The sequence below is a fragment of the Cronobacter sp. EKM101R genome, assembly GCF_963888145.1.
GTDB classification, from domain to species: domain Bacteria; phylum Pseudomonadota; class Gammaproteobacteria; order Enterobacterales; family Enterobacteriaceae; genus Cronobacter; species Cronobacter turicensis.
In genome coordinates this window covers 91,759-104,394 of sequence record NZ_CAWPHW010000023.1, presented here as the reverse complement: position 1 = coordinate 104,394, position 12,636 = coordinate 91,759, and the positions used below count along the sequence as shown (strand labels likewise).

The following is a 12,636-nucleotide window of genomic DNA, read 5'->3' as shown; positions in this document are numbered from 1 at the left end:
CCTCTTACTCGCCTGACGGCAAGGAGAATGGCTATGAAGGACAATACTTTTATCTGGTGCATTATTATTGTTTGTGTGACGGTATTAGTGTTCACCACCCTTTCACGGGAAACGCTTTGCGAGCTACGCTTGCGGGGCGCGAGTATGGAGATTGTCGCTTCACTGGCTTGTAAACCCAGAGAGTAAGCGTCTGACGCGGGGAGCAATCCCCGCGATTTGACTGGCGGTTTTATGCCTTCAGGCACCCTTATTTATTATTTTCGGGCGCGCGCTAATTATATTAACCGGTAACAGATTCTTGTATTAGCCGTAATTGCGACAGACGACTGGCGGTGCGCCCAATATCATCCAACGCTACATCACCTGTCATTTCCGCCACTGAATACGCGCTCGAAATAAATAACTGGCGCTGTTTATCATAAAGCACATCAATAAGATTAATAAACCGCTGCGCCGCCGCCGGGCTGACGCGTGAAAGCAGCGGCACGTCGTCAATAAACCAGCAGGAATAGGTTTCACACAGCGTTAAATAATCCATGACCGCCGTCGGCGCTTCACATATTCCGGCAAAGGTAAAATGCAACACAGTCTCCGGCGGCGACGCGGCATAAAAGGTGTGATAACCGGCCGTGACCGCGAACTCGCCATGCGTAGTGGCGAGCCCCAGCGCCTCGCGCTGGGCGGGCGTGCCGGGCCGCAGCCACGCGCCTTTACTGAACAGCCCGGCATCGCTCCCGGCATCAAGGCGGTAATCGCGCTCACCGTTGAGCGCGAAAATCGTCATCTCGCGCTCGATAAGCGCAATGGAAGGCACAAACAGTTCATGGTAGAGCGGATGCGAAAGCAGTTCGCGCGGCGAATAGTTGGAGGTCAGAATCAGCGTGATTTTCATCGCCTGCGCCACTTCTAACAGCTTTTTCGCGAGCATCGCATCACCCGGATCGTGCAGGTGAAACTCGTCAAAGCAGAGCAGCCGGGCTTCGCCTAACTGCGCGCGCAACGCCTGCTCCAGCGGCTTATCCACCATGCGCTGATGCAGCTCGCGGAAAAAGTCATGAAAGTGGGCGCGCTTTTTCGCCGTCAACGGCAGCGAGGCAAAGAAATTATCGACGATGAAACTTTTGCCGCGCCCCGGCCTGCCCCAGACATAGAGCCCGGCGAAGCGTGCGCGTCCAGTCAGCAGCGGCGCAGCGAGGCTTTCCAGCTCGCTGATGAGGCGAGTCTGATCCGCATCGAGGCGCAGCGCTTTTTCCTGCGCGCGCAGATGCATGGTTTCGCGAAACGAAAAGGGGGCGGCGGTCCCGGCCATCGCGGCAGCTCCATATGTAAACAAAATGTTATTAACCCACAATCCGCGCGCTTTTTCAAAAGCAGCCGCACAATCTCGCAAAGAGACGCAAAAAAAAAGCCCCGCACGGAGCGGGGCTTTCTGTGATAACGCGTATCAGGTATAGAGCGACGCTTCGCCCGCCGGGCGGGTTTTAAAGCGGCGGTGGATCCAGAGATACTGCTCCGGCGCACGCAGGATTTCGCGCTCAATCACTTTGTTCATGTAGCACGCGGCGGCAGCCTCGTCTTCACGCGGATAGCCCTGCAGCTCCGGTTGAATGATCAGCTTATAGCCGCTGGCATCGGGGTTGCGGATCATCACGATGGTCAGCATCGCCGCCTTGCTCAGGCGTGAAAGCACATATGTGCCGCGCGTGGTGGCGGCGTCGTTCACCGCAAACAGCGGCGCAAAAGTACTGCCGCGCGGGCCGTAGTCCTGGTCCGGCGCAAACCAGACCGCTTCGCCCTGCTTCAGCGCATTGACCATCCCTTTGAGATCTTTACGGTCGATCATCGCTTTGTTGGAGCGCATGCGCCCTTTGGTCTGGGCCCACTCCATCGCTTTATTGTTGTGCGGACGGTACATCGCCATCATCGGCTTACACAGCCCCATGACGCGCCCCCCCAGCTCCAGCGACATAAAGTGCACGCCAATCACGATAACGCCGCGCTGCTGCGCGCTCGCCTGATGCAGGTGATGCAGCCCTTCGACGTTAAACCATTTTTTGATGCGCGCGTCCGACCAGAACCAGGCCATGCCGGTTTCCAGCAGCGCCATACCGAGCGACAGGAAATTTTCCTGAATCAGTTGCTCTTTTTGCGCCTCGCTAAAATTCGGGAAGCAGAGTTCAAGGTTACGGCGCAGGATTTTTTCACGGCGCTTCAGGAAGCGGCGCGAGTTGCGGCCGAGGAATGCGCCGAGGCGCATCAGCAGCGGATGCGGCATCTGCACCAGCAGCCACAGCAGGCCGAGGCCCAGCCAGGTAAACCAGTAACGGGGATGCAGCAGCGCCCGGGAAAAAGGCATGACGTTATTCATAAAGCCCCTCTATGCACAGAGATGTATCGCATAAAGAAGCCGTTCCGTAAGCGGTACAAACCAGACAGAAAATCATTCAGCAGGGATAATGCCTTCCTGCTACGTAATAAAGACGGTAAAGAGGAATATAGAGGGGCGCGGTTATCGCTCCCGGTTTGAATGACAGTAATGTCAGAATGTGAATAAAAAATGGCCTTTCCGTGAATGTTGAAACATTCCGTTGTATTACTGCACACTTCCTGACGATAACGGCGACGGCACGCCGTCATTAAAAAAATTAACCCGCTAATGATAACAACCTTTATTAACAGAAATTTGATCCAGTCATCAGAATATTCTGCGGCCGGAATCTCGCATCGCCTTGTATTTAAAACAACTTTTTAACATACCCCCGGTGATTATCCGGGCGGCTTCACCCACGGCGATGACGCTAAGCGTCAGAGTGAGGCTTTTGCGCGCGGAAAGATAGCGTATTTTTGTAAAGAATGCGATGGAATTATGAAGAGGAGTAAAAATAAACGCTTTAGGATTATTACCCTCGTCATTTACTTTTTAAGGGAAATATTGCTAAACGCCGGGTATTATTCCCCGGCGAATGTTTATCACGATTAAAAATAATGTCTTATTCCGTAAATCGCCCAGTATAGCGCAGACGCCCCCAGATAAATCCAGCAACCCCAGTAAGCCAGCGGCTCGCGGTCGCTTTTCGCTCTCGGCAAAAAGGCGAAAAGATAACTGGCCGCCGCGATTAACGAAATAAAATAGAAAAACTTCATACTGCCCCTCCTGAAATTATCCGCATAACCGTTTTCAGACGCGCTTATTCACAGGATAGACAGCGTTAGCAGATTATGCGCAGTTTCCGGGCTCGCCGCGGTGCACCACGACGTTAAACCCTTCCTGCGCATCGGGCGGAACGAAATACCGCGTTACCTGCGCGAACTGGGCATCGGTGGCGGCAAAATCATGGTCACCCTGCTGGTTTCGCGCCCGCAGACGCGCAAGGCACACCGCGTCAGGCACATCCAGCCAGTGCAGTTCATGCGCCGCGCCGCTCGCGGTAATTAGCGTTTTCATCCACGCGCGGCTTTGCGGCGTGTTGGCCGGGAAATCGAGCACCAGGCTGACGCCTGCACGCAGCAGCGCCTCCAGATGCGGCGTCATCGCCTCTTTAAGCCTGGCGGCGCAGCGCACGTAATCGGCTACATCGCGCATTTCCGGGCCGTAAAGCCGCGCAAGCCAGGCGTCTTCGCTGACGATAACGGCGTTATGTTCGCGCGCAAGCGTTGCCGCGAGCGTCGATTTCCCGGCGGCGATTTTGCCGCACAGCAGACAGAGCGTCGGCGTAGGGGGCGATGAAAGAGATGGAGACATAGCGAACCTCACAGTGTTGAGCCTGCAAGGCGCCCGCCGTGCAGGCGGGTCAGCGATACGCGTTATCCCACCGGCCTGAGGGCAGTGCGAATAATCGCGGCGTTTACAGCAGAAAATAGGTTCATCCCTTCACGCTAGCAGGCATCGCCTGGTTTTTATACCTGCTATTTTCAGGAGGCTACGCCTTTATCACCGTCACGCCCCGGGCTTCGAAAGGCGTCAGCAGAGTGTCGGCGGTATCGCCCTCAACAATCAACGTATTGACCAGCGACATATCGCCAATACAAAACGCGGAAGCGGCGTTGAGCTTTTCACGCGAGGCCATCACCACCGTTTCCGCGGCGCGTGAGGCCAGCGCGCGTTTGACGCACGCCTCTTCGTAATCGCCGGTGCTGAGGCCCGCGTCCGCATGCACGCCGGTGACGCCCAAAAAGAACAGGTCGGCGCGCAGATGGCTCATCGCTTCAATGGCCGCCGCCCCCACCGAGACTATCGAGTGTTTAAACAGCCGCCCGCCGATGAGGATCACCTCAATGCGCGGATGCTCCACCAGTTGCAGCGCAATGCCGGGGCTGTGGGTGATCACCGTAATGGCGAGATCCGGCGGCAGGCATTTCACCAGTTCGCCGGTCGTGGTGCCGCCGTCGAGCATCACGATTTGCCCCGGTTCAATCAGCGCGGCGGCGCGGCGCGCGACCGCCCGCTTGGAATCAAGCGAAAGCTGGCTGCGCCCGGCGTAATCCACCACTGCCGCCGAGGCGGGCAACGCCCCGCCGTGGACGCGTTGCAGACGGCCTTCGGCCGAAAGCTCGCGCAGATCGCGCCGGATCGTATCTTCAGAGACGTTAAACCACTCACTGAGCGCGCGGGACTGCACCTGCCCTTCCGCCGCCAGCTTTTCCAGAATGAGCTTCTTACGTTGTGACGTCAGCATGCCGGTTTCCTGTTGCACGAATTTTCTTGACCATGCACGAATATGCACGTTATGTTGCCAATTCTACCTGTGGAGACGTCATCATGCCATCTGTTCGTGAAAAAGTACGCATCATCGAAACGCAAACCCTGTCAGACGACTGGTATGTGCTGAAAAAATATACCTTTGATTACCAGCGCCGCGACGGCCAGTGGCAGCGCCAGAGCCGCGAAGCCTACGATCGCGGCAACGGCGCCACCATCCTGCTGTATAACCGCGCCGAGCGCTGCGTCATTCTCACCCGCCAGTTTCGGCTGCCGGTTTTCCTCAACGGCTACGACGGTTTACTGACCGAAACGGCGGCGGGCCTGCTGGATGAAGCCGATCCCGAAACGCGCATCCGGGCCGAAGCCGAAGAAGAGACCGGCTATCTGGTGGATAACGTCGAGAAAGTATTTGAAGCCTATATGAGCCCCGGCTCGGTCACGGAAAAACTCTATTTTTTTATCGGCGAATATGATCCGGCGCGGCGGAGCGGCACCGGCGGCGGCGTCGCGGATGAGGGCGAGGACATTGAGGTGGTGAAAATGCCCATCGATGACGCGCTGCGCGCGGTGCGCGACGGTGAGATTGTCGATGCCAAAACCATCATGCTGCTGCAATACGCGGCGCTGAACGCGATAGTCTAAGGAGAAAACTATGAGCAAAATGATACTGGTGGCAGGCCCGTGGCGCAGCGGCACGAACGGCGATGAAACCCTGATGCGCCAGAATCTGGCGCGTCTTGAACAGGCGGCGCTCGCGCTGTTTGAACGCGGCCACGTGCCGGTCATTGGCGAATGGCTCGCGCTGCCGCTCGCCCAGGCCGCAGGCAGCGAAAAACCGGGCGATGCGATAAGCGAACGGTTTTTATATCCGGTCGCGCACCGTCTGGTGGCGAAATGCGACGCGGTGCTGCGCCTGCCGGGCAGCTCTACGGGGGCGGACCGCGATGTGGAGATCGCCCGCGAGCACGGGCTTGAGGTTTACTTTTCGCTGGCAGACGTGCCGCAGGCATAATGCCGGAACTTGCACGTTTGGCACCGCAACCAGGCAGATTCGGGCGGCGGTGCCGGTATTAAATGATCCTGTCACCCCACTCCACCGCTTCGAGGAAGAGTTGCGTCACCTGCGCTTCGCTCATATTGAGCTGTTTCATCCCCTGCGTAACGCCCTGCCAGTGATTCTGCTCATAGCCTTCATAGAGATTCAGCAGCGCGCCGAGCGTGCCGCCGCGGTTTAAGAGCGCCTCGCGCACAATCGCCGGTACGGTGATCTGCTCAATCAATACCGCCATCGGCACGCTGAGGATAATATCCAGCCGCGAAAACAGCCCGGCGATAAAGGCGTCGTTTTCATTGATATCGGCGCCCGTGTGCGCCACCGCCATTTCGCAGAATCGCCCGCAGGCGAGGCTGTAGTTAAAGAGCTCCGTCACCGCCGGTTCGCTGCTGTGCGTCACCGCCAGTATCGCGATAAACCGGCGCAGCTCGCTTAATCCTAAGAAATAGAGAATATTGCGAAAGGGCAGGACATCCGCGTTGGCGTGATGATTAATCTTATATTTAATGTTATTGACATAGCGCATCAGCTTATACGTAATCGCCACATCGCGGCTGATTAGCTCTTCTATTTTGCGCATATCCGGGTTTGCCGACACCACTTCATTAAGCAGTTGCAGAATAAACATCTGCTGCTCAGGCAGTTTACGGGTCTTAATCATTTCCGGTTCGCCGTAAAAATACCCCTGGAACCGCTGGAACCCCATCTCTTTGTAAAGGGTAAACTGTTTGCGGGTTTCGACTTTTTCCGCCAGTAATTTCCGCTGGCTGATATTATTGTCACGGATAAAGGCTGACACTTCCTGTGGGGTTAATGCCTGAATATCGAACTTAATAATGGTGACATACGGCAGGAAATTCGCCCACGCGTCGCTGAGCCGGAAGTTATCGAGCGCGAAGCGAAACCCTTTGTAGTACATCTCACGCACCATCTTTAACAGCTCGGGTTCCGGAGCCGCATTCTGGTGAATTTCGATAACCACTTTTTCCGCCGGCAGCGTTTGCGCCAGGCCGTTGACGATCATCTCATGAGGAAAATTAATATAGGACGTATGTTGTCCCACCAGGCGTTGCAGCGGCGTGACGAGGAACTGCTCCGCAAGCAGATGGTTGGTGGCGTATTCTTCCGTCACCAGCGGAAAGGTATTGGTCAATCCATTGCGATAAAGCAGCTCATACGCGACGGTATTTAGCGCGGCGTCAAAGATGGGCTGCCTGGCGATAAAGGAATACATATTCACCTCCAGTCTGGTATTTACGTAGCATCCCTGGCGAAAACGCAGTTTACGCTGAAGCTCACGGCCCGCAGACATTTTTAACGCGGATTTTATGAAAAATTATGATGATGGTTAAGTTTTATCTTATTCATCGATTCTGGTCAGCGCAGTGAGCGCCAGATATCGCCGATTTTTCATTCAATTCGTCAAAATAATCGGTTACTTTCGCTACGATGTTTTTTAGCGGTAATAAAATTTTATTTTTCTTTCATAAAAAAGACGCGGGCGAACGCGTCCATTTTCACAGAACGGTTATTTTTCGGTGTCCATTCGCGCCGTTGAGATCCGCGTGCGCAACTGCCCGGTCAGCGTCACATGGGCGATAGCGTCCTCGCCATTACACAGATATTCCACCGCCATTCGTCCCAGCTCGCTGTAAGGCAACTGAATACTGGTAAGCGCTGGTGTGAGCTGTTCAGAGATTTTCTGATCGTCGTAACCCGCCACCCATATATCATCCGGAATACGCACGCCATGGGTCGCCAGCGCCTGATAACAACCGATCGCCAGCCAGTCGCTGGCGCAGAAGATGGCATCGGGACGCGGCGTCAGCGCAAGCAGCGCCTGTGTGGCCTGAAAGGATTCGCTGAACTGCCAGTTGGTTTGCAGGATAAGCGCGGATTCCGCCGCGATATCCGCCTCTTTCAGCGCCGCCAGATAGCCCGCCAGCCGCTGTCTGGTCGCTTCCATCCACTCTTCGCCGGTGATATGCGCGATGCGCCGCGCGCCCTGGGCGATGAGATGACGGGTAAGCAAGAACGCGTTAGCGTAGTCGTCTGGCACGAATGAGGGCACTTGCGGCGAATGCGGCGCGCTCTGGTTCAGCAGCACCAGTGGCAGCGATGTGCACTGATGAAACGGCGTCATATCAATCACCGTCGTCACTGGTGAAGCCAGAATGACCCCGACGCAGTTACGCTTTTCGAGCTGACGAATGATATTGCGCGCCAGCTCTTCATCATCCCCGTAGTCGTACACCGTCAGCAGTACCTGATTGCGCCAGGCGGCCTCGCGCGCCTGACTGATGGCGTCAATAAACGGATCGAAGCTTTGTAACGAGCTTATCAGGAGCGCGATTTCCTCCTGGTTACGCGGCGAGTGGATAGCCGGAATGCGGTCATAGCCCAGCTCTGCCGCCACTGCCATAACACGCTGGCGGGTTTCATCACTGAGCTTAATATTGCGCGACTGGTTAATCACCAGTGATACCGTCGCCTGGGAGACTCCCGCCGCCCGCGCGATATCGTTCATCGTCACTTTATTTTTTCGCATCGTCCTTTTCCCGCGCCTTTATGAGCCACGCATCATAACCTGACATCCCCGCTCACGGGTAACGAGCTGCGTAGCGCGTCACGCTTTTTACCGGATCACCCAGGAAGTTTGTGACTGCTTTCACCTTTCTCCACCCTGCCATTTGCTGGTTCAACAGACAACTAATATTTATTAGTTAATTATTATTAATTGATGGGAGTGATGAATGAAAGAGCAGTGGAGTCAGGCGCAGGCGCAGGCGTGGTACAAGGAGCAAGGCTGGCTGTGCGGATTTAACTACCTTCCTTCAACGGCGGTGAACTGGACGGATATCTGGCAGGCGGAAACGTTCGATGAACCGACGATAAACCGTGAACTGGGCTGGGCGGCGCAAGCGGGCTACAACACGCTGCGTATCAATCTGCCGTTTATCGTCTGGGAACACGATCGCGACGGGCTTTTGGCGCGTATTAACCGGTTTCTGGCTATCGCCACCGTACACGGTTTTCGCACCATGCTGACGCTCATGGACGACTGCGGCTTCTCTGGCGACGAGCCTTACCTTGGCCCGCAAAAGCCGCCTGTACCGGGTAAACACAACAGCCAGGCCGCGGCGAGCCCCGGACGCGCGAAAGTGTGCGATAAAAGCAGCTGGCCGCAGGTTGAGCGTTATGTGCGCGATATTATCCGCCAGTTTGGTCGCGATCCGCGTGTGCTGCTGTGGGATCTCTATAACGAGCCTGGCAACCGCGGTATTTTCTCAAGCGGCACCGAAGAAGTGCTGTATGACGAAAAACTGGAGCGCTTTGCCATGGCGCTAATGCAGCAGGCGTTTATCTGGGCGCGTGAAGAGGATCCGACACAACCGCTGACGGTCTGCGCCTGGCATCTGCCCGCGGAAGAAGCTAACGAGCGCTACTTCACCCACCCCATCGACCAGGCGGCGCTCGCGCTTTCGGATGTTATCAGTTTTCATGCCTACACCCACACCGCACGCATGGTGGCGATTATCCATCAGCTTCAGCAACTCGGCCGCCCGCTGTTTTGCACAGAATGGCTGGCGCGCCACGTCGGCAGCACGATGGAAGAACAGTTACCGCTGATGCATGCGGCCAATGTGGCGCCCTATCAATGGGGTTTAGTGCGTGGCAAAACCCAGACCTGGCTGCCCTGGCCGGTGGTGATGAAAAACAGCCCCGACTACTGTCGTCTCTGGTTTCACGATGTCTTTGAAGAAAACGGCATTCCTTTTTCGCGGGCGGAAATCGAGCTGGTACGCAGATTAAGCAAAATCGGCCTTCACCCCGTCTTTTCATCAACTTCTGTATAAGCGTATTTGCCCGGCCCTGGTGGTCGGGCATCAAGGTGGACACTATGGCAAATGCAATGAAAATCCCGTCGCGCGAACTCTGGTCTTATTTCGGCTATGGATTAGGACAGTGTTTCAGCTTTGGGCTGGTGGGTTCGTTTATCAACTATTTTTATACTGACGTACTCGGCATCTCCGCCCTCGCCGCGAGTACGATTTTTCTCATCGCCCGCGCCTGGGATGCGATTCACGATCCGCTATTTGCCAGCATCATGGATACGGTTAACAGTCGCTTCGGGCAATTCCGTCACTTTCTGTTAATTGCGCCGCTGCTCATTACCGGCGTCACGCTGCTGTCGTTTTATAAAATCGACGCAGACATGACGACCAAAATTATTTATGCCGGTGTGACCTATATTCTCTGGGGCACGCTGTATGCTATTTCGGATATTCCGTTCTGGTCGATGTCATCGGTGATGACCAATGATTCCGTGCAACGCACCCGCGCCGTGACCGCAGCCATGCTCGGCGTCAACGCCGGTATCGCCTGCGCCAGTATTTTCTTCCCGCGTCTCGCCGCCTTTTTCGCTCAGTACAGTGACGATAAAGGCTATTTTATGGGTGCGCTGGTCATGATGTTGATAGGCCTTCCGCTGATGATCAACGGTTTTATGCAGGTTAAAGAGCGCGTGCCGCCAAGCCCCGAAAAAGTGACCATCCGCGATACGTTTCGTAATTTACGCCACAACAAACCGCTATTTATTATTCTGATGTCGTTCTTTTTCTGCGTATTTCATAACGTCGCGAACGGCATTTATATTTACTTCTTTATTTATAATCTGGGCGATGCGGGCTTACAGACCGTTATCGGCGTGCTTGGCATTGTGGCCGCCATCGTCTGTCTGACCGCGCCGCTGCTGACGCGCCGGATGCAGAAACGTCGGCTGTTTATGATCCTCTGTGGGCTGGATATCGCGGTACGCGCCATCCTGTGGTTCGCAGGCTTTGAGCACACCGCGATGCTGTTTGTGCTGCTGGGCCTGAGTAATATTTTCGTGATGATGACGAACATCCTTACCTCGTCGATGATTGCCGATACCATCGAATATGCCGAATACCATACCCACCGGCGCTGCGCGGCGATCACTTTCTCCGGGCAAACATTCACCGGCAAAATGTCCGTCGCGGTCGGTGGTGGACTTATCGGCGTGTTCCTGACCTTTATTGGCTATGTGCCGCAGGCGCACAGCCAGACGCCGGAAGTCCTGAACGGGCTATTCTTCGGTATCTGTCTGCTACCGGCCATCGGCTCGCTGATTCGCTTACTGTTTATGTCGCGCTTTACCTTCACCGAAGAGAAACATGCCGAGATCTGCCGCCTGCTGGCAGCGCGTCGCGAGGCGCAGACGGCGAAATAACCCCACGCCCGCGCCGCCGCGCGGGCTGTCTATAACCCCATCCGAAAGCACATCGCCCAGAGCATGTATATACCGCCCGTGAGAAGAAGCACCCGGTAGCCCCAGACTACAGCGGACTGATGGCGCAGAAACGCGCGCAGCGGCTGGCGGTGCAGATTCGGCGCATTATATTTTTCATGAAACCCGGCCATTTTCGCGACACCTCGCTCCGCCAGCGCCGCGAAAAAATTAACCATTAACATCACAATCACCGCTATATAGCCTTTGATAAACCACAGTCCCGCCGTGCGGTATTCGGCTGGCAAAAAATGGCCCGATTTTTTTAACTGAATGGCGGTGATACTGAGCGCCAGATGGACGCCGAGCAGAATAAGAAAGTGCTTACCTACCGTTTTAAACGGTTTTCTGAGCGTCACAAACCAGAAATACGCCAGCAGTAACGCCGACGATATCAGCCAGATGAGAAGATTCCCTGCCATGGTTATTGTCCCTTTTACCGTAATTTTCCGGGTCACCTTCGCATACTCGCCGCATGCTGTCATGGACGAGTAAGGCGGCATCTTGCATAACAGCCTATGAAAGGTAATGATTTTGCCTGCATAACATAAGCAAGCCTTATTATTCGGAAAACATTATCAGTCAGAATCAAAGAGAATAAGCGATAACCTTTACAGGAGGTAAAACGTTGAAAAAAACAGATGCACGCCTTTTATTAGCCACAATATAACAAAGGCTTACCAAAGCTGATTATCACTCCGCTAATTATTTCATCCCTGATGACTTTTCTGTTTCTATTATCGCCACTCGCATTTACTTACCCATAATTTTTAAAACTTTACAAAGCTGATAAACCTTTAAACTTTAATTTCTCTTATAGGATTTTCCTGAGACATAAATATCACTGAAGAGTGCTACTTATTAATTTCGTCGTAACGAGTCCACGGAGAATGCCATTACCGGCAGTCAATATTCGGCTCGTGGGATCCTCATGGAGACAGCATTTTGACCACCTTAAAACCTCTTCTGGCCAAAAACCGTAGCTGGGCGCAGCAGCGTCTTCAACGGGACCCGGATTACTTTGGCAAACACCTCGACCAGCAGCAGCCGCACTCGCTCTGGATTGGCTGCTCCGACAGCCGCGTACCGGCCGAAGTGCTGACCGGCGCTCACCCTGGCGAGCTGTTCGTGCATCGCAATATCGCCAATATGATTGACCCTGACGACGACAATTTCATGAGCGTGCTGCAATACGCGCTCCATTACCTGAAGGTGAAACGCATTGTGGTATGCGGCCATTACGGCTGCGGCGGCGTGCAGGCGGCGCTGACGCTGCCGCAGATGTCGCTCGCGCAGGAGTCCTCGTCGCTTGCCCGGCGCATCAGCCACCTGCGAGAGGCGCTTTCAGAGCATATCGCCGGGCGCGACGCGTCGCCGCCGGATGCGCAAACCCTTAATCAACTGGTGGAAGCCAACGTTATCGCGCAGTTTAACCGCCTGGTGCAGACCCGCACGGTGCGCAATATCTGGCGCAGCGGCCAGGAGCTGAATGTTTACGGCTGCGTCTACGACCTGGCGTCCGGCCATCTTGAAATGCTGACGGAACAAACCGGGGAGGAAGCCGTATGA

General features: G+C 55.0%; 13 protein-coding genes. 6 read left to right on the top strand and 7 right to left on the bottom strand.

Annotated features, from left to right (window positions below):
- The first annotated feature begins 33 nt into the window (after positions 1-33).
- A complete protein-coding gene (locus AACV31_RS13110; protein WP_032806241.1) occupies positions 34-186 on the top strand; it encodes a Hok/Gef family protein in 153 nt (50 codons plus the stop codon).
- A 94-nt stretch (positions 187-280) separates the two neighbouring features.
- On the opposite strand, the gene zapE is transcribed toward AACV31_RS13110, so the two are convergent.
- The 4 genes from zapE to AACV31_RS13090 form a co-directional block, all read right to left on the bottom strand.
- Positions 281-1,309, bottom strand: coding sequence for a cell division protein ZapE (gene zapE, locus AACV31_RS13105; protein ID WP_165153100.1), 1,029 nt, complete (start codon positions 1,307-1,309; stop codon positions 281-283).
- 135 nt (positions 1,310-1,444) lie between these two features.
- On the bottom strand, positions 1,445-2,368 hold the full coding sequence (gene lpxP, locus AACV31_RS13100; protein ID WP_007763488.1) for a kdo(2)-lipid IV(A) palmitoleoyltransferase: 924 nt from the start codon (positions 2,366-2,368) through the stop codon (positions 1,445-1,447).
- 849 nt (positions 2,369-3,217) lie between these two features.
- Positions 3,218-3,742, bottom strand: a complete 525-nt coding sequence (locus tag AACV31_RS13095; protein WP_165153098.1) for an AAA family ATPase — start codon at positions 3,740-3,742, stop codon at positions 3,218-3,220.
- A gap of 178 nt (positions 3,743-3,920) precedes the next feature.
- Entirely contained in the window at positions 3,921-4,676 is a 756-nt protein-coding gene (locus AACV31_RS13090; RefSeq protein WP_165153096.1) for a DeoR/GlpR family DNA-binding transcription regulator, read from the bottom strand.
- A gap of 83 nt (positions 4,677-4,759) precedes the next feature.
- Here AACV31_RS13090 and AACV31_RS13085 point away from each other — a divergent pair, with 83 nt between their 5' ends.
- Both AACV31_RS13085 and AACV31_RS13080 read left to right on the top strand, forming a co-directional pair.
- Entirely contained in the window at positions 4,760-5,344 is a 585-nt protein-coding gene (locus tag AACV31_RS13085; RefSeq protein ID WP_165153094.1) for an NUDIX domain-containing protein, read from the top strand.
- 10 nt (positions 5,345-5,354) lie between these two features.
- Positions 5,355-5,714 carry an NUDIX hydrolase gene (locus tag AACV31_RS13080; protein WP_075197521.1) on the top strand — a complete coding sequence of 120 codons (360 nt, stop codon included), beginning with the start codon at positions 5,355-5,357 and terminating at the stop codon, positions 5,712-5,714.
- A gap of 58 nt (positions 5,715-5,772) precedes the next feature.
- On the opposite strand, the gene AACV31_RS13075 is transcribed toward AACV31_RS13080, so the two are convergent.
- Both AACV31_RS13075 and AACV31_RS13070 read right to left on the bottom strand, forming a co-directional pair.
- Positions 5,773-6,990, bottom strand: a complete 1,218-nt coding sequence (locus AACV31_RS13075; protein ID WP_165153092.1) for an EAL and HDOD domain-containing protein — start codon at positions 6,988-6,990, stop codon at positions 5,773-5,775.
- A 294-nt stretch (positions 6,991-7,284) separates the two neighbouring features.
- A complete protein-coding gene (locus AACV31_RS13070; protein ID WP_075197519.1) occupies positions 7,285-8,304 on the bottom strand; it encodes a LacI family DNA-binding transcriptional regulator in 1,020 nt (339 codons plus the stop codon).
- A gap of 205 nt (positions 8,305-8,509) precedes the next feature.
- Here AACV31_RS13070 and AACV31_RS13065 point away from each other — a divergent pair, with 205 nt between their 5' ends.
- On the top strand, positions 8,510-9,613 hold the full coding sequence (locus tag AACV31_RS13065) for a cellulase family glycosylhydrolase (protein ID WP_165153090.1): 1,104 nt from the start codon (positions 8,510-8,512) through the stop codon (positions 9,611-9,613).
- Between the two features lie 44 nt (positions 9,614-9,657).
- Positions 9,658-11,010 carry an MFS transporter gene (locus AACV31_RS13060; RefSeq protein WP_075197517.1) on the top strand — a complete coding sequence of 451 codons (1,353 nt, stop codon included), beginning with the start codon at positions 9,658-9,660 and terminating at the stop codon, positions 11,008-11,010.
- 29 nt (positions 11,011-11,039) lie between these two features.
- On the opposite strand, the gene AACV31_RS13055 is transcribed toward AACV31_RS13060, so the two are convergent.
- Positions 11,040-11,489 carry a hypothetical protein gene (locus tag AACV31_RS13055; RefSeq protein ID WP_075197516.1) on the bottom strand — a complete coding sequence of 150 codons (450 nt, stop codon included), beginning with the start codon at positions 11,487-11,489 and terminating at the stop codon, positions 11,040-11,042.
- Between the two features lie 523 nt (positions 11,490-12,012).
- Here AACV31_RS13055 and AACV31_RS13050 point away from each other — a divergent pair.
- Positions 12,013-12,636, top strand: a complete 624-nt coding sequence (locus AACV31_RS13050; RefSeq protein WP_075197515.1) for a carbonic anhydrase — start codon at positions 12,013-12,015, stop codon at positions 12,634-12,636.